This window comes from Aquaspirillum sp., assembly GCF_055136605.1.
The window spans coordinates 13637-33999 of sequence record NZ_JBSQVP010000019.1; the positions used below are offsets into that span (position 1 = coordinate 13637).

Genomic DNA, 20363 nt, shown 5'->3' on the forward strand with positions numbered 1-20363 from the left:
ATGACCGACTTCTTCCGTTTCCCCCATACACCCCACCTGGCCTGGCTGGGTGAAGGTTCGCCGCGTGACGACAAGGTGCTGTCGCCCAATGAGGTGACGGCACTGCTGGCGGGTGATGTGCTGGTGGAGGAAAAGCTGGATGGGGCGAATGTGGGATTTTCTCTCGCCCCAGATGGCAGCCTGCGTGCGCAAAACCGGGGGCAGTATCTGGCGGAGCCCCACGCCGGGCAGTTCGCCCGTTTGCCTGCGTGGCTGGCGCAGCATGGTGACGCACTGCGTTCAGCACTGACACCCAACCTCATTCTGTTCGGCGAATGGTGTGCCGCACGCCACTCGCTGGATTACGCGGCATTGCCGGACTGGTTTCTGCTCTTTGATGTGTATGACCGTGCGGCAGGCCGGTTCTGGAGTAGCGCACGGCGCAATGAACTGGCAAGTGACGCGGGTTTGGTGACGGTGCCGAAAGTACAGCATGGCAAAACCACCGTGACTGCACTCAAGCAACTGGTCGCCACAACACAGAGCCAGTACCGCGAAGGCTCGCTGGAAGGGGTGGTCATCCGTCGAGAATCAGTTGACTGGTGCGAAGCTCGCGCTAAACTGGTTCGCCCCGATTTCACGCAAGCTATCGACACTCACTGGCGAAAGCGGACGATTGAGTGGAACCGAATCGAATATGAATCTATTACAACGCGCTTTAATTGAAAAAGCTGGCAACGATAACGGATTTGAACACGTGCTCGAATCTGATGGCGACACTGTCCTTCTGGCCTCTGCTCGTCATCAAAGTCGAGCTGCCGTTGTATTAGAACCCGGAGGTGGCTATCAGGTTCATTTTCACACTCCCTGCCGTGCTGTGTTGTCCCAATTACCCCCTAATTTTTCTACGGCGTCGTCAAAAATAGATTCATTCGAGATGACCACAGAAGCAGATTTGGCAACTGCCTTACGGTATGTTGCCGATGCTTCTCATGCTTATACCTTTCATCCCACAACCAACGCGTATCTACAAAGTACCCCAGAAATCACAGGTGGGCTTTGCTCAGAAACCGAGGTCGAACGACTTGTACGCCAGCGCATCGGACAAAACAAATTTCGTGATGCGCTGATAGCCTATTGGGAAGGGGCTTGCGCTGTAACGGGGGTTGCCATTCCTGAAGTTTTGCGTGCCAGTCACGCCAAACCGTGGGCGCAGTGTGACAGTGATGCCGAACGTCTCGATGTATTTAATGGTTTTCTACTCAGCGCCAATTTAGATGCACTTTTCGATCGTTTTCTGATTAGCTTTGATTCCTGTGGTGTTTTGTTGGTATCTCCTCGATTCACTCCACAAGATTTACATGCCCTTGGCTTGTTTGCAGGTATGAAACTGCGTTGGATTGAATCATCCCATCAGCCCTACCTCGAATTTCATCGTACCCAGTTTCAGCGGGTTTTTGATAGCTAAAACTTGTCTGCTGCTTCCCCCGATACAGCCCTCTTGCCTTTCGCAATAGGGCTTTTTTATTGCCTTGGTCACTGGTTTTTCGTTCGTGGAACGGGGAATGTTTCACGTGAAAGAAATAATAGAGATGGATATCCAAGAATACATGCGTGGAATTGGTGAGGCGGCGCGGGCGGCCAGTCGTGAATTAGCGCGGGCTGATACCAATCGAAAAAACCAAGCTTTACATGCGATTGCCGATGCGATTGAACGGGAACGAAAAAGTTTACTTGATGCCAATGCCGACGATGTGACGGCTGCCTTGGCTGAAGGCTTAGCACCAGCAATGGTGGATCGGCTGACATTGAACGACAAAATCATCAGTTCAATGGCCGAAGGCCTGCGGCAAATTGCAGCCTTGCCTGATCCCATTGGCGAAATGACGGATTTTGCTTATCGTCCTTCGGGGATTCAGGTTGGCAAAATGCGGGTGCCACTTGGGGTGATCGGGATCATTTATGAAGCACGCCCTAATGTCACGGCGGATGCAGCAGGGTTATGCCTCAAATCCGGCAACGCCACCATTCTGCGCGGCGGCTCTGAAGCCATTCGTTCTAACCGTGCGATTGCGGCTTGTGTGCGAGAAGGTTTGACTAAGGCAGGTTTGCCTGCGACAGCGGTGCAAGTGGTCGATACCACCGACCGCGCCGCAGTGGGGCAACTGATTACCATGCCTGAATATGTCGACGTGATTGTGCCACGCGGCGGTAAGGGCTTGATCGAACGCATTAGCCGCGAAGCTAGAGTGCCAGTGATTAAGCACTTAGACGGTAATTGTCATGTGTATATTGATGACACTGCTAACCCAGAAAAAGCAATTCGGGTGGCGGTAAATGCAAAAACACAGCGTTTTGCACCATGTAACACCATGGAAACGCTATTGGTGCACGAGGCGTTTGCTGCTTATCTCCTGCCAAAATTAGCGCCAATGTACTGGGAAAAAGGCGTTGAATTGCGTGGTTGTCCGCGTACCTTAGCGATTTTGGTCGATGAGCGAATGAAGGCGGCAACGGAGGAAGATTGGTTCACTGAATATGCGGCACCGATTCTTGCGATCAAAGTGGTGAAAGACTTGGACCATGCGATTGAACATATCAATCACTATGGCAGCCACCATACCGATTCGATTATCACCGAAGACTATAGCCGTGCTCGTCGTTTCTTGCGTGAGGTGGATTCTTCCAGTGTGATGGTCAACGCCTCGACACGCTTTGCCGATGGCTTTGAATATGGCCTTGGTGCAGAAATTGGGATTTCCACTGACAAGATTCATGCGCGTGGCCCAGTCGGTTTAGAGGGATTAACCAGCCAAAAATGGTTGGTATTTGGTGATGGGCAAATCCGCGAATGACACCTTTGGCTGCACATCCTTTACGCCAACTGTTAAATGATGAAGCCCACGCACGGCCGGCGCTGCCTATTGCAGGGCCGGCGCGTTTATCTTCCATCGTATTGTGGTCGGATACGGTGGGCGAAGCGGAATGGCTTGATCTGCAACAGTTAACCCAACGATTGGGATTGCCCAATCCCGAACCTCATGCAGTGCAATATCAAGCCCGTGTTGGCCCTTTGACGCTCAATTGGAGCCTACATACCGAGTTTGTGCGCTACACCTTTATCTTGCCCGAAATAGGCTGTAATCCATTTAGTGATACTGCTTTGGCCGCGGTGCCTGCCGATTGGCTAGCCGAGCTGCATGGTGAGCTATTGGTGGGGTTACATGCGGTGATTGTCCCTGCCCATCCCTCAGAGGATTGGCGGACACAGGTAGGGCATTGGTTTGATCCTCAAGACCTGATTGGGGCAGAAATTGGCGATCAGAGCGGGGTGGCATTAACCGACTTACGCTTACATCCCGATCCAAACTTAGGATTGGGGTTTACCCGTTTGGCGGTGTTAGACCGTGGCATGGGAGAGCGTCAGTGTGGCCGGATGGTAAGCCGACTGATTGAAATTGAAAGCTACCGCATGTTGGCATTATTGGCGTTACCGATTGCTAAAACAGAAATGCGCCGATTGGATGAGTTGGGCATGGCGATGCGTGCTATTACCGCCCGTCTTGATGATGGACAACGCGAAGATGGCAGTTTATTGGCCGAATTAACCTCTCTCGCGGGTCGATTGGAAGATGCGATTGCTTCATCACAATATCGTTTTTCTGCCGCACGCGCCTATTATGCTTTAGTAGAGCGGCGGATTGATGAACTGCGTGAAAGCCGTATTGCCGGCCTACAGCCATTTCATGAGTTTACCGAACGCCGTTTGGCCCCCGCGATGGCAACCTGTGACACGGTATTGGGGCGACAAGATCGGCTGGCGATGCGGCTGACCCGCGCCACGGCCCTGTTGCGGACTCGGGTTGAGATTGAACAAGAAAAGCAAAACCAACAATTACTCGCTTCAATGGATAAACGCGCTGCATTACAACTGCGCTTACAAGAAACAGTTGAAGGGTTATCGGTTGGGGTGTTGAGTTATTACGCAGTGGGTTTGTTGAGCTATGGCTTTAAAGCAGCGAAAGCGGCAGGTCTGCCGATCAATGCAGATTTGGCGACTGGATTGGCAATTCCTGTGGTGTTAGCGACCTTCTGGTTGGGTATGCGTCGCATTCGGCGTCACCTCGGTCACTGACAAACCTTTGCCCACTTTCCACGAGGGGAATTACTTTGAAAACAACTGCTTGGTTATCGCGTTGCTCGGTTTTTACCAAACTCGCTTTATTAGTTGGCCCACCGATTATTGGTCTAACTTTATTAACTGGCCATAGCACATGGCAACGCTATCAAGAGTGGCAAGTCAGTGTCAGTGCAGCGATGGAAGTCGAAACCGTGCGCGCTGCCAGTCAGCTGGTCCACACGTTGCAAGCCGAGCGTGGTTTAAGTAATGGCTATTTGAATGGCAAGGCGGAAACCTTGCCTGAACCGTTGCGCCAAGCACGTGCTGCAACTGATCAGGCGATTGCGGCTTTTTCCGCTGTGGCAAAACATCCAGCGGCACAACAAGAAGCACAAGCGGTAAGTGCTTTGTTGGCGCGGCGCGGTGAAATTGAACAACGCCGTCGCCCTGCGCCCGAAGTCTTCACCGATTACTCAAACCGGATCGATGGTTTATTTACCCTGTTGGCCAATCTAGGCAACCAAGTGGGCGATTTAACCTTCTATCACAGCACGGTCAGCTTATTGGCGTTATCCTGTGAAAAAGAATTTGCTGGTCGTGAGCGTGGGTTTATCAATGGCGTATTGGCTGCCGGCAGTTTTACCACCCCAGCGTTAATCCAAGCCAGTGGCTTTGTGGCACGGCAAACGCAATGTGCTGCTGATTTTGCTCGCTATGCTGATCAAGACATCATGGTGGCTGCTAAGACGCTACAAGACAGCCCAGTCAATACGCAGTTTCTACAGCTACGCAGCCAAGTGTTTGCCATCGGCCCTAATGAACCACAACAACTGGCTCCGCCACAGTGGTTTGGTGCGGCTTCGGCTCGTATCGATGCCATGAAAGCGTTGGAAGGGCAGCTATTAGACCAACTGGCACAACAGCTATTGAGCAAATCAGAGCGTATTGAACGCCAGATGTTGTTGAACGGCCTTGGCAGCCTCACCGCCTTGGCCTTATTGCTGTGGTTGAGCTGGGGCATTATGCACAATCTCCGCAGTCGCCTCCGCCGCTTGGAGCAACTGATGCGAACCATGAGCCAAACTCTCGATCTTGCGCCACGGGTGGATGTACGCGGTAAAGATGAAATTGCCTCGATGGGACAAGCCTTTGATGTGCTGGTGGATAACTTTGGTCGGACGTTATTTGAAGTGAAACAAAGTGCACATCAACTTGCTACCGCTGCTGGGGATATGGAGCATTTATCCGAGCGTGCTGCTCACAGTGCATCGGTGCAAAGCGATGCCTCAAGTAGCCTAGCGGCGGCTGTCGAAGAAATGACTGCTGGTATTCGTTCGGTGCGAGAAAATGTCCATGAAACGCGCTTAGTGTCTGAGAAAATGCAATCGCATACCCAAGCTGGAGAGGGAGAAATTCAACACTTGGCCGCCGCCTTGGCCAGCACGGCGGTGGCAGTGGAAACTGCAGCTAAACGGATTGAAGCCTTGGAAGGTCGCTCGCAGGCGATCAGTCAGATTGTGGTGGCGATTCATGATATTGCGGATCAAACCAATTTATTGGCTTTGAATGCGGCGATTGAAGCTGCACGGGCGGGTGAGCAGGGACGTGGTTTTGCTGTGGTGGCGGATGAAGTGCGTAAATTAGCCGAGCGAGTGAGCAAAGAAACGGTGCAGATTTCCACTCTGATTGATGCTATTCGCGGTGATACACAGCAAGCAGTGACAGAAATGAGTGATGTGCGGCAACGACTCAACGAAGGCACGGCATTAATGGGCAATTCGACGTCGTTGTTACAAGAAATTCGTGACCAAGCCACCGATACTGTCGAGCGCAGTGTGAGCAATGCTGCTGCAATGGATCAGCAAACTCAGGCCAGTTCGGATGTGGCACAAAACGTCAATCAAATTGCTGGTTTGGCTGGTGAAAGCGCCCAGATTGTAAAAGAAACGGCGCTGGTCGCTGATACGCTTAACCAAACGGCACAACAGCTAGCACAGTTGATCGACCGCTTTACACACACTTCGTCGCGACATCATTAACGCTTGTTGCCCCGTTTCCAGTATGGCGACGGGGCAAGCTTGGATCTGTTAACGGCCTGCCAATTTTTGATTACGTAGCAAGCACAGTAAATCACAGGCAATGTGCGCTGCGGCAATGGCGGTAATTTCGCTTTGGTCAAACGGTGGCGAGACTTCGACCACATCCATGCCAATTAGATTAACTTGGCCAAGTTGTCGCACAATACCCAACGCTTGGGCACTCGATAGGCCTCCGGGGACGGGGGTGCCGGTGCCGGGGGCAAAAGCGGGGTCGAGACAGTCAATATCAAAGGTGAGATAAGTGGGGTGATCGCCGACAATTTTTTGAATGCGGCGTACTGTTTCGGCTACCCCAATCTCATGCACCGTTGGCGCATCAAGGCGCGGGATGCCCATAAAATCATCGTTCCATGTCCGCAGTCCCACCTGTACCGAACGTTCAGGGTCGATTAGCCCTTCTTTGACTGCTTTGTAAAACATGGTGCCGTGGTTAAGTGAGTCGGGGTTGTCATCGGCCCACGTATCACAATGGGCATCGAAGTGAATCAGGCTCAGCGGTTTTCCATAGCGTTCACAATGTGCCACCAACAGCGGATAGGTGATGTAATGATCACCACCGAGGGTTAGCATTTTGGCACCACTGGCGAGGATCTCGCGCGCATGTTGAATAATGCTGTCTTTGATGGTCAGTGGATTGTGTGCATCAAACCAACAATCACCATAATCAATGACTGCTAAATCTTCAAACGGATCAAAACCCCAAGGAAAGGGTTTCAATTCGGCAAGTTGGACGCTGGCAGCTCGGACGGCTGCTGGGCCAAGACGGGCACCCGAGCGAAAAGTTGTGGCGAGGTCGAGCGGGATACCGCTGACTGCAACATCGACACCGTTGAGGTCGCGGCTGTAGTTGCGCCGCATAAAAGACAAAACACCTGCGTAGGTGTTTTCAATAGAGGATCCGTATAACGAGGGGCGACGGATAGCCCCGTCCCCGTACAAGGTTTGGCTCATGGCTGTTCCTCGGTGAAAAAGAACAGCCAGTGTGCCAGAAAATCAGATGTATTCCAGATCGTCGTGTTTTGGGCTGACCAATTTGCCGCAGGAAAGCGACATTAAAAACAGCGCAATCCGTTCGTGCATAATCAAGGTGTGGTTATTTTGCGTTTCAATCATGTGATAGCGCAGGCTTTCCCGCACCATGGAGGCGCCGGTGACATCAATCAAAATATCTACCTCTTCGCCCAATGCCGCCAATTCCATAAAATCTTGCGTGACAAAGACGCCATGTTCTTTTGCCAATGTAATCCCTGGCTGGTTGAGATCGAGGTCAGCCACGCCCAACACGTCGACAAAATCACATGACAGCATTTGTTTTAACAATGGGGTGCCGGTTTCCCCCGCCCCGATCATGGCAATACGAAATGCGGACATCAATCACTCCAAAGACAAAAGAAAAAACTGACCGTAACATAAAACTTTTGTCATGAAATTGATAGCTGTCAAGGTTTGCTGTCCGGATTTGGCAGTCGTCCCACGCGTAAGGTTAACGGCCAGCGTAAAGTGCGGCTGCTGGCATTACCCCATGCCTGTTCGAGTGCGGGTTCGATGATCAGCAGTGGGTCGCTGTGATGGGTGTCTTGATAGCGGCGGCTGGCCGACCACGTTGATAGATAGCCCCGTAAGCCGGCTAAAGTCCATTCAGCGGTCAGGGTAAATGGCATCGCGGGGTAATCAATAAATGGCCATTGTAGTTGGCGATAACCACTTTCCACCCACTGCCGTTGGGGTGGCCAATAACGGCCTACGACCTCGTGATAATAGTGTTGTAACACCTGATTTAATTCACCATCAGCCTCAATGTTTTGATAACACCATACAGCAATTAGGCCGTTGGGCTTGAGGACACGTTTGGCTTCAGTAAAAAACCCTTCCATATCAAACCAATGTAGCGCCTGCGCCACGGTGATTAAATCAACCGATTGATCAGCCAGCGCGGAGGCTTCGGCATGTTCGCACACATACTCGACATTATTGCGGGCGGTGGCATGGGCAAGCTGGGCGCTGCTGGCATCGGTCGCGACGACGCGCACAAAACGTTCAGCTAGCGCAATCGCGGCTTGTCCGTTACCGGTGGCAACATCCCACGCTAACTGGCGGCTTGGCGCAAGGGCCGCGAGCCAATCGAATAAAGCGGGGGGGTAGTGAGGCCGGTAGCGGGCATAATCGGAAGCTAGCGGGGAAAACTCGTCGCAAAATGACATAAAACACCATGAGCGCCAAAATAAACATGGGTATGTCATACAAAGATTTTGTCATCAGGTCAAGAAATTTGTGCGTTGAAGTCTATTTTTCTCAAAAAAAATCAAAAAAACAAAAAAAGCCGGCACTCTAGTAAAAGAGAGCCGGCCATCAAAACACACTCCGTGTCTTGCTTAAAGCAAAATCAATGCCGTTTTTGGTGATGGCGCATCATCGGGTGTTGTTGGTCGAAGATGGCTTTTTGTTCGGTGCTTAATGTGTCATAGAAGTGACGGGTTTCCGCGCTGGCTTTTTCCATGTGCGCTACATGATCGCGGGCATGTTCTAACATGTGTTCCATTTTTTCCGGTACGGTTTTTGGTTGTTCTGCATTACGCCATGCTTTGATTTTTTCTTGTTTGGCTTTGCTGTGTTCCAACATAAAGTCGGCGTAGCGTTTCCAATCGGCTTCTTGTTTGTTGCTCAATTTCAACGCGGTTTTCAATTTGTCCAACCGAGCTTGTACGGCCTCGGGTTGCATCATTTTGTGCATTTTCTCACTGTGCATCCCTCCTGCCATTGGGCCATGTTCCATTGGCGCCGCGATGCTATAGGCGGCGGGTAGGCTTAGGCCCAAGGCCAAGGCGGATGTCAGTAAGAATTGTTTGGTCTGCATGATTAAGGTCCTCCTGTTTTGTCGTGAAGATAAATTTGTAGACGAGGCCAAGCGATAAAAGTTCATTGCAGTGCGACATTTTGTCACTTCACAAATAAACATAATATCTGCCACGATATGCCAGTCTAAATGGTCATACCTTATGACCTAAAACGAAAAAATCTTGATTTATCAATGCGTATAGGACAGCTGTTATGGCAAAACCGCGCAGCTTACTGCAAGAAATCATGTGGATTGTGGTGATCAAACTGGTGGCACTGTCCATCATTTGGTGGTGTTTCATCCGCGATGTGAAGGTCGAAGTCGCGACCACCGACACCGCACAGCATCTTCTTGCTTCTCCTTCTTCCTCGGCTCAGCAACGGAGCACCCACCATGACTGAAGAATTAGTCAATCTCTCGCGGCTGCAATTTGCCGTGACTGCGATGTATCACTTTTTGTTTGTCCCGCTGACTTTGGGTATGACATGGCTGTTGGTCATTATGGAGTCGGTGTATGTCATGACAGGTAAGGTAATTTACAAAGACATGACCCGCTTTTGGGGTAAGTTATTTGGAATTAACTTTGCCTTGGGGGTGACCACTGGTATCACATTGGAATTTCAATTTGGTACAAATTGGGCGTACTACTCGCATTATGTCGGCGATATTTTCGGTGCGCCCTTGGCAATTGAAGGTTTGATGGCGTTTTTTCTCGAATCTACTTTTATCGGCCTGTTTTTCTTTGGCTGGGATCGTCTTTCGAAACCGCAACATCTGTTGGTCACGCTATTGATGGCGGTAGGCACCAATCTTTCTGCACTGTGGATTTTGATTGCTAACGGCTGGATGCAAAACCCCGTTGGGGCTGAGTTTAGCTATGAAACCATGCGAATGGAGATGGTGGATTTTGCTGCAGTGTTGTTTAACCCTGATGCACAAGCCAAGTTTGTCCACACCGTCAGTGCGGGCTATGTCACGGGGGCGATGTTTGTTCTATCGATTTCAAGCTGGTATTTGCTGAAAAAACGTGATGTGGAGTTTGCTAAAAACAGTTTCCGCATTGCAGCAGCCTTTGGCTTTGCTTCGGTGTGCTCGGTGATTGTGTTAGGCGATGAATCGGGTTATGTGGTCGGCGAGGCGCAACAAACCAAATTGGCGGCGATGGAGGCGATGTGGGAAACCGAACCAGCGCCGGCATCGTTTAACTTGATTGCGATACCCAATGAAGCAGAGATGAAAAATGACTTTGCTATTCATATCCCGTGGTTGATGGGATTGATTGGGACACGTTCGTTGGATCAGCAAATTCCCGGGATTAAAGACATTGTTGCGCATAACCGAGAGCGAATCGTTTCGGGTATCTCTGCTGTGAAAGCATTAGAACAACTGCGCCAAGATCAAAACAATGTGGCTGCGAAAGCCGTGTTTGAAAAACATAAGGCAGATTTGGGCTTTGGTTTGTTGCTGCGTAAATACACCGCAGATGTGAGTGCTGCTACGCCCGATATGATTGATCAAGCTGCGCGTTCAACGATTCCAAAAGTGGCACCGATGTTCTGGAGTTTCCGTGTCATGGTGGCCTTGGGTTTTGCCATGCTGCTGCTATTCGGTTTGGCCTTGTGGTACTCCATCAAAGGCAATTTTGCCGAAAAAACCGGCTTTTTGCGGACGGCAGTATGGTGTTTGCCGATGCCGTGGATTGCATGTGAAGTGGGTTGGTTTGTGGCGGAGTATGGTCGCCAACCGTGGACGATTTATGGTGTTTTACCGACACATCTTTCCGTGTCTACGCTGTCTCCAGCATCGTTGTATGGCTCCTTAGCAGGGTTTATTGCCTTCTATACCGTGCTCCTGATCGTGGAGATGTACTTGATGATTCGGTTTGCTAAGCAAGGCCCCGGCAGTTTAGGCACTGGGCGTTATCTCAATGAAGCAATTGCCCATTAACCACGGAGCGACAATATGGACATGGTTTTGGATTACCCAACCTTAAAAGTCATTTGGTGGCTGTTGGTGGGCGTGTTATTGGTTGGCTTTGCCATCATGGATGGCCACGACATGGGGGTGGGGACTTTGCTGCCCTTTGTGGGCAAGAATGATGTTGAGCGGCGGGTGGTGATTAACACCGTTGGTCCACACTGGGACGGGAATCAGGTGTGGTTTATCACCGCAGGCGGGGCAATTTTTGCTGCATGGCCTTTGGTCTATGCCACTGCCTTCTCTGGATTTTATTGGGCAATGTTGGCGGTATTGTGGGCATTGTTCTTCCGTCCTGTTGGGTTTGACTATCGTTCGAAAATTCACCATCCGACATGGCGTAAGGTGTGGGATTGGGGCCTGTTTATCGGTGGTTTTGTCCCCCCATTGATCTTTGGCGTGGCATTCGGGAATCTGTTGCAAGGGGTACCTTTTCATTTTGACGATAACCTAGTGCCTTACTACACCGGCTCGTTTTGGGGATTACTGAATCCTTTTGCGTTGTTATGTGGTGTCGTGAGCTCTGCCATGGTGACGTTTCACGGCGGGGTGTATTTGATGCACCGGACAGAGGATGAGGTATATCAACGCAGCCGGCGTTGGGTCAATGTGACAGGTTTGTTGACTGTGGTGGCGTTTTCTCTGGCTGGGCTGTGGCTCGCGTGGGGGATTGATGGCTTTGTGATCAGTTCGGTGGTGAATCCTGCTGCACAACCCGATCCCTTGGCGAAAACTGTGGTGAAACAAGCCGGTGCATGGTTGGCTAACTATCAACAGTGGCCGTTGGCGATGGCATTGCCTGCGCTGGCCTACATTGGCTTTTTGGCCGCGTTGTGGTTAGCGAATCGAGGTCGGACATTGGCTGCTTTTGTAGCGTCTTCTCTTGCTATGACCGGCGTGATTGGTACGGCAGGCATCTCGATGTTCCCCTTTGTGATGCCCTCTTCCACCGATTTGCGTTCAAGTTTAACCGTGTGGGATAGCGTTTCGAGTCATAAAACCTTGGGAATTATGTTGGTAGCAGTGGTTATTTTTATGCCAATTATTATTGCTTATACCCGCTGGGCGTATGGCGTGATGAGTGGCAAGGTGACTGCAGCCTATATCCGTGAAAATGAACACTCGGCTTACTAATCAGAGGGGGAGATAAGATGTGGTATTTTGCGTGGATGTTGGGAATTGGTTTTGCTGTGCTACTGGCTATCCTCAATGCACTGTGGGGGGATAATGAGGCGGCTCGCCAGCCTGTCGTCGATACCAGAGCGAAGTCGGATCATGTCTGATAGTGCTAGCTCTGTTCGTACTCGCACTCACTGGCCGCTGTTGTTATTGGCCCTGACTATTTTGGTGGTGACCACGGTGTGGCCGCACAGTTTATCGAATGAGGCAGGACAGGCCGATCATTTATTGGCGATGTTGGTCTTTTGGGCGATGTGTGCGAGTTTTATCCGTGGAGTGGGGTTTATTCCCCATCATCGTCTGTGGCGTGCGCTGTTTTCAATCCCTGCGGTAGGTGTTGCCCTGTTGGCGGCCATCGTGCGGGGTGGCGGTGTGTTGAATTAAACCATGCAAAGACCGTGTGATTGATATGGAGCGCACTGTCGTGCGCTCCAGACAACTCAGTTAGGCTTTGCTATACAAAGCTTCTCCGCTTTTCACAAACTCAATTGACTTGACTTCCATGCCTTTTTGCAAGGCTTCTTGCTCTGATAAACCTTGTTTTTCGGCGAAATCACGTACATCTTGCGTGATTTTCATTGAGCAGAAATGGGGGCCGCACATTGAGCAGAAGTGTGCAACTTTTGCACTGTCTTTAGGCAATGTCTCGTCATGGAATTCCCGTGCGCGATCTGGGTCTAGGCCAAGATTAAATTGATCTTCCCAGCGGAACTCAAAACGCGCTTTTGACAACGCATTATCACGAATCTGGGCACCGGGGTGGCCTTTGGCTAAATCGGCTGCATGGGCGGCAATTTTGTACGCAATAATGCCCTCGCGGACATCCTGTTTATTTGGCAAGCCAAGATGCTCTTTCGGTGTGACGTAACACAACATGGCACAGCCATACCAACCAATTTGTGCCGCGCCAATAGCCGAGGTGATATGGTCGTAACCGGGTGCAATGTCAGTGGTTAATGGGCCCAAGGTATAGAACGGTGCCTCATCACACCATTCCAGCTGCAAGTCCATATTTTCTTTAATCAGCTGCATCGGGACATGCCCCGGGCCTTCGATCATCACTTGTACATCATGCTTCCACGCAATCTGTGTCAGTTCACCTAAGGTCTTTAATTCACCTAACTGTGCTTCATCATTGGCATCCCATACCGAACCAGGGCGCAAACCATCACCTAAGCTAAACGATACATCATAGGCCTTCATGATCTCGCAGATGTCTTCAAAATGCGTATACAGGAAGTTTTCTTGATGATGTGCCAAGCACCATTTCGCCATGATCGATCCACCACGGCTGACAATCCCTGTCATGCGATTCGCGGTCATGGGCACATAGCGCAACAACACGCCGGCATGGATAGTGAAATAATCGACCCCTTGCTCAGCCTGTTCAATCAACGTGTCTTTGAAGATGTCCCATGTTAAATCTTCTGCCTTACCGCCGACTTTTTCTAATGCCTGATAGATTGGCACTGTCCCAATTGGCACTGGGCTATTGCGGATAATCCATTCGCGGGTTTCATGGATATTCTTGCCGGTAGAGAGATCCATAATGGTGTCAGCACCCCAGCGGATACCCCACAGCATTTTTTCCACTTCTTCTGAAATGGAAGAAGTCACCGCTGAATTGCCAAGGTTGCCATTGATTTTGGTCAGGAAATTACGGCCAATAATCATCGGTTCCAGCTCTGGGTGATTGATATTGGCAGGAATAATCGCCCGTCCGCGTGCCACTTCCGACCGCACAAACTCAGGCGTGATTTCTTCTAACAAAGTCGCACCAAAGCTATGACCCGGGTGTTGGCGTGTCATCATCGCTGCCATTTTTTCACCCTTGGGCCCACCCGCTTTCAACGCCGCTAAATACTCACTGCGGCGTTGATTCTCGCGAATGGCAATATATTCCATCTCAGGGGTAATCACACCCTGTCGCGCATAGTGCATCTGTGTCACATTGCGACCGGCTTTGGCTCGTAGCGGTTTGCGTGTTAATTCAAAACGCAGTGCATCAAGAGCAGGATCATTTGCGCGTTTCTGACCATATTCTGAGGTTGGTCCCGCTAGCTGTTCGGTGTCTTGGCGCTCCGCAATCCAGTTGGCCCGTACAGGCGCTAACCCTTTGGTGACATCGACTTGTATCGCTGGATCGGTGTAAGGGCCGCTGGTGTCATAGACATAAATCGGCGGATTTTTTTCAGCACCAAATTGGCTGGGTGTATCGAACTGGGTGATTTCACGCATCGGCACTTGGATGTCAGGCCGGCTGCCGGTGACATAAATTTTGCGTGAATTGGGGAAAGGTTGAATCGACATTTCTTCAGCCGCGGCTGAAGGTGGGGTGGTATGGGGGGCATTCATGGTGGTGTTCTCCTTGCTGAACAAAGCAGGGCACAAGGAGCGGAAGCCAGAACGGCCGCCTATTCGGCCACAGTGGGTTTCCGCTTCCCTACGCCGGTATCAACCGGATCAGGTTCAAAGGGTATGTCTCATCTCTATTCATCACTGAACAGAGAACCCCTAGCGGGAAGCGAGAGTCACTTTTTGATTTACGTCAACTCTCGTGCTAAGTCGCAGCAAGTTAAGATAATCGCTCAATAATTGCAAGCAAAGGGTTGCCGAACCAAACATTTCTCCCTAGACTGCAGCCCAACCCGTCAGCTTTCTCTCTCGCTGTCGGCTTTTTTTGGCATCAAAAGATGTATTTTTAATCTATCTTTAAGAGGCAATATGGATCAGCAAACCGTCCACCAGTTGGTGAAAGCCACGATTCCCGTGCTGCGTGAACATGGCGTGGCACTCACCACCCATTTTTACCAGCGGATGTTCCACCACAACCCAGAGCTGCTACAGATTTTTAACCGCAGCCACAATGCGACAGGTAAACAACCGATGGCCTTGGCTGGTTCGGTGTTGGCCTATGCAGAAAATATTGATGATCCTTCGGTATTGGCACCGGTGGTCAATTTAATTGCACACAAACATGCCAGTTTGGGGATTCGCGCCGAACATTACCCGATTGTCGGCAAGCATCTGTTAGCGTCGATACAAGAGGTGTTAGGCGATGCCGCTAGCCCCGAGTTAATTGAAGCATGGGCCATTGCCTATCAAAAATTGGCGGATATTTTTATCCAAGCCGAAAACCAACTCTATTACGATGCCACCAATCAAGAAGGAGGCTGGTCAGGATGGCGGCCATTCAAAATCAGCCGTAAAGTGATTGAAAGCGCAGAGATCACCTCGTTTTATTTGGTGCCCAGCGATGGAGGCGCTTTGCCACGTTATCGCGCTGGTCAATACACCACCGTTCGCGTTTTTGTGCCTGCTTGGAATGTGGTGCAGCCACGCCAATACACTTTATCCGATGCACCAAATGGTGAATATTTCCGTATTTCGGTCAAACGTGAAGCTGGCAATAACGACACTCCCGCTGGCCAAGTTTCCAATCGGTTACATGAGGCCTTTCATGAAGGTGACATGATCGATTTAGCACCGCCTTTCGGTGATTTCTTCCTCGATGAAGACAGCACGGCACCGCTCTTGTTAATCAGTGGAGGTGTGGGTATCACACCGATGATGGCTATCTTAAACCGCCTGTTAGCCCTAAACAGCACACGGCCAGTGCATTTTATCCATGCTTGCCGCAATGCTGATGTGTTCGCTTTTGGTGAGTCGTTACAACAACTGGCCGCGACGCATGCCCATCTACAGTTACATCTTTTCCACGATCAAGCACCGGTTGGCAGTACATCAGCTCAAATCGCCCCACTGCAATTATCCGACTTAGCCCCCGTTTTGCCCTTGGCAGAGGCCGAATGTTATCTATGTGGGCCTGTTGGTTTTATGCAAACCCATATTGCGGCGTTACAACAACTGGGTGTGAGCAAACAGCGTATCCATGCCGAACTATTTAGCACGGGTGGCATTCACATCTAATTGCCAGCTAGAGCCAGAACAGGCATGCTGTCTGGCTCTTGTTGTTTGGATGAGACGTTATGCACATCACCCACTTTACTGATCTTGGGCTGCGCGTTTTGATGTATCTGGCGATTGGTCAACGCAACGAACCTGTCACCATCAGTGAAATTGCTGAACAGTTTCATGTCTCACGCAATCATCTTGTTAAAGTCGTACATCGGCTTGGTCAATTGCAGTGGGTTGCCACCACCCGTGGTAAAGGCGGTGGGTTAGCATTAGCTGCCCCACCACATCACTATCGGCTTGGGACAATTATTCGTACCTTGGAAGAGTGTGATTCTTTAGTCGATTGCCAACAACCACCCTGTGTTTTGTTAAGTGGCTGCACTTTGAAGCAGGTGTTAGACGAGGCGTTGCATCTGTTTTATCAACAGCTCGACCGCTATACCTTGGCCGATGTGATGAAAAACCAAACGGCAACGACCATCAGTGAATTACAGCGTGGCACAGTGGTGCATTGGCTGCAGGCTGTTGGCTAACTTGTTGGCTTAAACCGAGTGGGCTGTCGCCAGTGGCAAAAATAGAGTTAATGGCAAATCGGGCAGCGCAATAAAGCCGCTGCTCAAAGTTTGTCGCGTTCTCGCCTTATCTTTAGAATAAGGCCCTATTCTTTTCTTGCGCTGCATACCATGTCGAAATCGTTGTCAGCGGCCATCGCCGTGCTGTTCGTTGCTCCGCTTGCCCAAGCCGCTGTCAACGATGTCTATCCGGCCGATTACTATCCCCTTGATCCTGGCACTCAGTTATTCACGTTGTACAGTGCCGATCGTGATGTGCAATTACCTCACAACAATACGCTACACATGCAAACTCTTGCAGTGCGTGGTTCGTATATGACCGAACTGTGGGGAAAAACCGCTAATGTCATGGTGGTCTTACCATGGGTGAAGTCATCGCTTGAATTGGCCAATGGTGTTGAATATCAACAAAATAGCGCCATAGCCGACCTGCGCCTAGGTGCCACCATTTGGCCAATCAATGACAAAATCGCGGAACGTTATTTAGGTCTCACAGCAACCATCATTCCGCCTACCGGCAGTTACGATAAACATCGGGTGTTAAACGCAGGTGAAAATCGTTGGCGTGCTTTGCTCACCCTCGGCTGGCAACAAACCTTGGCACCAAAATGGGTATTTGAGTTATCACAGGAACTGGCATGGTATGGTGATAACACTCACCACAGCAGCGGCTTGCATTATCAACAAGCCGCCACCTATGCCGCTACCAGCTATCTGCGTTATCGCGCTCATGCAGATTGGCATGTTCACCTTGGTGGGCAAATTAACCGAGGCGGGCGGATCAGCCTAGGTGGGCAAAGCCAGACCCAAACCAGCTTTCAAGATCGGGTGACAGTCGGTGTGACTTGGATCGACCCTTTGAAACAACAATGGATCTTGCGTGTGGGACGCGATGTAAACAATAAAAATACTAGCAAAACCGATCACGAAATTGCCTTGCGGTTTTTGAAGGCGTTTTAATATGAGGCAATATCCCTCGGCTGTGATCCAAGTGGCTGCGATTTAGACCGTCCGCCCTTGCTCTAAATCTTCTTTCGTTAACAAGAAGACAAACCTAGCACCTGCTGAACGGCTTTGCTTATGAGCTGAGCAGGCGTGTGGCGACCGTTGGGCCGACACATGCCAGCGTTAACAAGCCAATTTCCACAATTTCAATGCCAGCGCCAAGGCAATCACCACTGACACCGCCTAGCCGCCGCCATAAAAATTGGCGCCATCGCCATCCTAATAATGGTGCCAGACATAACCACGGGTTAATCCATGCCGAGGCCAACCATAACAGTGCAGTGCTGCCATAGATTGCTGCGCGGTCGAGTTGCCAACGAAAAGGATCCACACTGCTGTCTTGACTCAAAGCCGGTAGGCTGTGTGACCAATAGACCGTAAACAAACGCGCCCAAGCAGGGATCAAGCACAGCGTACCAGCAAATAACAGCTTTTCCTCCGGTGCGCTCGGTATCTGTTGTATCCATAGCCATAACAGACTCCATTTGCTCAATACCGCCAACACCAACGCTAATACACCAAAACTGCCGAGGTGAGGGTCTTTCAAGACCGCAAGAAAACGCTGTGGATCGCGATGGGCGGCACCAAGACCATCGGCTAAATCAGCCAAACCATCTAAATGCAAACCACCGGTGACCCATACCCATACGACGACTCCCACCAGTGCGGCAAAAACAGGATCAACATAGCTGGCTGCGACAGTGGTGACGGCCAATATTCCACCTATCATCAACCCAACCACAGCGAACCACTTGGCCGATTCAGCCAACCAAGCGGGGTCAAAATGCGTCAATTGTGGCGTTGGTAAACGGGTGAGAAATTGAATCGCCAATATCAAACCACGCATGGCGGCTCCAATCGCGTGAGATAGGCGGGTAAATCGGTTGGGGACGCTGATTGCAACATCAGTTGCACCATTCCTCCCCGCGCAATCGCAATCTGTTTTGCTTGCTGGCGCGAGATCTGTAGCAGTGTGGCAAGGGCACAATGAATCACCCCTGCATGAGTGAGTAACACACGGTGAGGGCCCGTCGTTTGTGCTAACCAACTGAATAAGGCCCGCTCAACCCGTTGCTGCATCGCGGTCAGCGTTTCGCCTCCTGTTGGCGGCAAGGGTTGATGAAGCTGTGCCACCCAATCAACGGGTAATTGGTCGACAGGGGTATTTTCCCAACAGCCAAAGTCCATCTCGGCAAACCCAAGGTCAATGGTCGTATCTGATAGCGGTAGGGGGTGCAATTCAGTCAAGATGGCCCGACAGCGTTGTAGTGGTGAACAGGCCAACGCAGAGACCGGCGCCAATTGTTGCAAGCGTTGCCACATCGCTAGGCTTTGTTGCCAACCTAGCGTGGTCAACGGTAAATCGGTCTGCCCTACTAGCCGATTGCCGCTGGCAATCTCACCATGTCGCCAAAGGGTCAGGGTAAAACTGTTATCGCTCATGACTGAGGAATCGCAGCTTCGTCAAAAGTCGCTATTTGTTTGTGTAGTTGAATCGCTAAGTTGAGCATTGGAACACAGATTGCTGCGCCGCTTCCCTCACCTAAACGCAATCCCAAATCTAATAAAGGTTCTAAATTCAGAAAATTCAGTGCAAGCTGATGGCCTTGTTCTTGTGAGCGATGACTGGCAAGCAGCCAATGTTGAATATTCGGCTCCATGGCATGGGCAACAATCGCTGCAGCCGTGGCAATAAAACCATCTAATAACACCGGCGTTTTCGCTTGTGCTGCCCCAAGATAAAATCCCGTCATGGCGGCAATCTCTAGCCCACCAAGTTCTGCTAAAACAGCCAGTGGAGATAAGGGCGGACGTTGTGCCAGCCGTGTTAAGGCATCATGCACTACCTGTTGTTTATGCAGCCAAGTGGTTTCATCAATACCTGTTCCGCGACCGACTACCTCGGCGGGAGAATGACCCGTAAAATAACAAATCAAGGCAGCTGAGGCGCAAGTGTTAGCAATCCCCATTTCCCCTGCAATCAATAGATTGGCGCCGCCATCGATTTGTCGATTTGCTGCTTCTTGTCCCAAATGAATAGCGGCCAAGGCTTCATTGACACTCATCGCCGCTTGGTGGCGTAAATTGGCCGTACCATGACGAATACGGGCATGAATAAGCTGGTGCTGACAGACGGCTGGCAGTGGAATCGGGTGTGCTACACCGACATCAATCACCTGTAACGGCGCGTGGAGCTGTCGAGCGAGCACATTGATTGCTGCACCACCGCTGAGAAAATTACTGACCATCAAAGCCGTGACTTCGGCAGGGTAGGCTGATACGCCTTCGGCACTGACGCCATGATCAGCAGCAAAAACGGTGATTGCTGGTTGTAATGCCTCAGGGCACACTTGACCTTGCCAACCGGCAAAGCGAATCGCAATATCCTCTAACCGCCCCAAACTACCGTGTGGTTTGGTGAGTTGATTTTGTCTAGCCTCGGCAGCGTGTTGTGCAGCAAGATCGGGCAGACAAATAGGGGGCGCGTAGGGTGAATAATGCGACATCATTGGCAGTTGTAGCCTGTCCTATTGACCATATCCTATGAGCAATGGAGCAGTGCAGCATGAAAAAATGCTATTTTCGCTGCAGTTGTAACAGAAACACAAGAAATCTCGCGCAAAACCTTGCCAGACTGTTTTAAGGATAGCGTTTAAGAAAGGAGAAATGGGCATTAG

Annotated in this window: 21 protein-coding genes and 1 riboswitch; of the genes, 13 read left to right on the plus strand and 8 right to left on the minus strand. The window is 50.7% G+C overall.

What is annotated here, in order from left to right; all coding sequences use genetic code 11:
• From ACTBZS_RS04840 to ACTBZS_RS04860, 5 genes are all read left to right on the plus strand, one after another.
• Window positions 1–705 carry an RNA ligase family protein gene (locus tag ACTBZS_RS04840; RefSeq protein WP_463043435.1) on the plus strand — a complete coding sequence of 235 codons (705 nt, stop codon included), beginning with the start codon at window positions 1–3 and terminating at the stop codon, window positions 703–705.
• On the plus strand, window positions 677–1447 hold the full coding sequence (locus ACTBZS_RS04845) for an HNH endonuclease (RefSeq protein WP_463043436.1): 771 nt from the start codon (window positions 677–679) through the stop codon (window positions 1445–1447). The genes ACTBZS_RS04840 and ACTBZS_RS04845 overlap by 29 nt, the downstream gene beginning before the upstream one ends.
• A 124-nt stretch (window positions 1448–1571) precedes the next feature.
• Entirely contained in the window at window positions 1572–2834 is a 1263-nt protein-coding gene (locus tag ACTBZS_RS04850; RefSeq protein ID WP_463043437.1) for a glutamate-5-semialdehyde dehydrogenase, read from the plus strand.
• Window positions 2831–4114, plus strand: a complete 1284-nt coding sequence (locus ACTBZS_RS04855) for a DUF3422 family protein (protein WP_463043438.1) — start codon at window positions 2831–2833, stop codon at window positions 4112–4114. Before ACTBZS_RS04850 ends, ACTBZS_RS04855 begins: the two co-directional genes overlap by 4 nt.
• A 35-nt stretch (window positions 4115–4149) precedes the next feature.
• The gene (locus ACTBZS_RS04860) at window positions 4150–6138 is read left to right on the plus strand and encodes a methyl-accepting chemotaxis protein (RefSeq protein WP_463043439.1); all 1989 of its coding nucleotides are present in this window, start codon (window positions 4150–4152) and stop codon (window positions 6136–6138) included.
• A gap of 48 nt (window positions 6139–6186) precedes the next feature.
• Here the strand turns inward: ACTBZS_RS04860 and speB are convergent, their stop codons facing one another.
• The 4 genes from speB to ACTBZS_RS04880 all read right to left on the minus strand — a co-directional run bounded on the left by speB (window position 6187) and on the right by ACTBZS_RS04880 (window position 9052).
• Complete coding sequence (speB, locus tag ACTBZS_RS04865) at window positions 6187–7149, minus strand: agmatinase (protein WP_460431193.1); 963 nt, start codon at window positions 7147–7149, stop codon at window positions 6187–6189.
• Window positions 7150–7191: 42 nt separating this feature from the next.
• The gene (locus ACTBZS_RS04870) at window positions 7192–7569 is read right to left on the minus strand and encodes an oxidoreductase (protein ID WP_460431194.1); all 378 of its coding nucleotides are present in this window, start codon (window positions 7567–7569) and stop codon (window positions 7192–7194) included.
• A gap of 68 nt (window positions 7570–7637) precedes the next feature.
• A complete protein-coding gene (locus tag ACTBZS_RS04875) occupies window positions 7638–8399 on the minus strand; it encodes a class I SAM-dependent methyltransferase (protein WP_463043440.1) in 762 nt (253 codons plus the stop codon).
• A gap of 182 nt (window positions 8400–8581) precedes the next feature.
• A complete protein-coding gene (locus ACTBZS_RS04880) occupies window positions 8582–9052 on the minus strand; it encodes a Spy/CpxP family protein refolding chaperone (RefSeq protein WP_463043441.1) in 471 nt (156 codons plus the stop codon).
• Between the two features lie 194 nt (window positions 9053–9246).
• Here ACTBZS_RS04880 and cydP point away from each other — a divergent pair, with 194 nt between their 5' ends.
• The 5 genes from cydP to ACTBZS_RS04905 are packed head-to-tail and all read left to right on the plus strand — an operon-like array spanning window position 9247 to window position 12574.
• Window positions 9247–9435, plus strand: a complete 189-nt coding sequence (gene cydP / locus ACTBZS_RS04885) for a cytochrome oxidase putative small subunit CydP (RefSeq protein WP_463043442.1) — start codon at window positions 9247–9249, stop codon at window positions 9433–9435.
• Window positions 9428–10981, plus strand: coding sequence for a cytochrome ubiquinol oxidase subunit I (locus ACTBZS_RS04890; RefSeq protein ID WP_463043443.1), 1554 nt, complete (start codon window positions 9428–9430; stop codon window positions 10979–10981). The genes cydP and ACTBZS_RS04890 overlap by 8 nt, the downstream gene beginning before the upstream one ends.
• 15 nt (window positions 10982–10996) lie before the next feature.
• The gene (gene cydB / locus ACTBZS_RS04895; protein WP_460431199.1) at window positions 10997–12145 is read left to right on the plus strand and encodes a cytochrome d ubiquinol oxidase subunit II; all 1149 of its coding nucleotides are present in this window, start codon (window positions 10997–10999) and stop codon (window positions 12143–12145) included.
• A 17-nt stretch (window positions 12146–12162) separates the two neighbouring features.
• The gene (gene cydX, locus ACTBZS_RS04900; protein ID WP_463043444.1) at window positions 12163–12294 is read left to right on the plus strand and encodes a cytochrome bd-I oxidase subunit CydX; all 132 of its coding nucleotides are present in this window, start codon (window positions 12163–12165) and stop codon (window positions 12292–12294) included.
• Window positions 12287–12574 carry a cyd operon YbgE family protein gene (locus ACTBZS_RS04905; protein WP_463043445.1) on the plus strand — a complete coding sequence of 96 codons (288 nt, stop codon included), beginning with the start codon at window positions 12287–12289 and terminating at the stop codon, window positions 12572–12574. Before cydX ends, ACTBZS_RS04905 begins: the two co-directional genes overlap by 8 nt.
• 60 nt (window positions 12575–12634) lie before the next feature.
• Here the strand turns inward: ACTBZS_RS04905 and thiC are convergent, their stop codons facing one another.
• The gene (gene thiC / locus ACTBZS_RS04910) at window positions 12635–14545 is read right to left on the minus strand and encodes a phosphomethylpyrimidine synthase ThiC (RefSeq protein WP_460431202.1); all 1911 of its coding nucleotides are present in this window, start codon (window positions 14543–14545) and stop codon (window positions 12635–12637) included.
• A gap of 68 nt (window positions 14546–14613) precedes the next feature.
• Window positions 14614–14716: riboswitch (TPP riboswitch) on the minus strand.
• 198 nt (window positions 14717–14914) lie between these two features.
• On the opposite strand from thiC, the gene hmpA reads away from it, so the two are divergent.
• From hmpA to ACTBZS_RS04925, 3 genes are all read left to right on the plus strand, one after another.
• A complete protein-coding gene (gene hmpA, locus ACTBZS_RS04915; RefSeq protein ID WP_463043446.1) occupies window positions 14915–16120 on the plus strand; it encodes an NO-inducible flavohemoprotein in 1206 nt (401 codons plus the stop codon).
• Between the two features lie 59 nt (window positions 16121–16179).
• Window positions 16180–16641, plus strand: a complete 462-nt coding sequence (locus ACTBZS_RS04920; protein WP_463043447.1) for an RrF2 family transcriptional regulator — start codon at window positions 16180–16182, stop codon at window positions 16639–16641.
• 150 nt (window positions 16642–16791) lie between these two features.
• On the plus strand, window positions 16792–17640 hold the full coding sequence (locus ACTBZS_RS04925) for a transporter (protein WP_463043448.1): 849 nt from the start codon (window positions 16792–16794) through the stop codon (window positions 17638–17640).
• Window positions 17641–17758: 118 nt separating this feature from the next.
• Here ACTBZS_RS04925 and ACTBZS_RS04930 read toward each other — a convergent pair whose 3' ends face one another.
• Genes ACTBZS_RS04930 through cobT form a run of 3 tightly spaced genes read right to left on the minus strand, consistent with a single transcriptional unit; the run spans window position 17759 to window position 20195 of the window.
• Window positions 17759–18532 carry an adenosylcobinamide-GDP ribazoletransferase gene (locus ACTBZS_RS04930; RefSeq protein ID WP_463043449.1) on the minus strand — a complete coding sequence of 258 codons (774 nt, stop codon included), beginning with the start codon at window positions 18530–18532 and terminating at the stop codon, window positions 17759–17761.
• Window positions 18520–19128: a histidine phosphatase family protein gene (locus tag ACTBZS_RS04935; RefSeq protein ID WP_463043450.1), complete on the minus strand. Its 609-nt coding sequence runs from the start codon at window positions 19126–19128 to the stop codon at window positions 18520–18522. The genes ACTBZS_RS04930 and ACTBZS_RS04935 overlap by 13 nt, the downstream gene beginning before the upstream one ends.
• A complete protein-coding gene (gene cobT, locus ACTBZS_RS04940; protein WP_463043451.1) occupies window positions 19125–20195 on the minus strand; it encodes a nicotinate-nucleotide--dimethylbenzimidazole phosphoribosyltransferase in 1071 nt (356 codons plus the stop codon). Before cobT ends, ACTBZS_RS04935 begins: the two co-directional genes overlap by 4 nt.
• Between the last annotated feature and the right edge of the window lie 168 nt (window positions 20196–20363).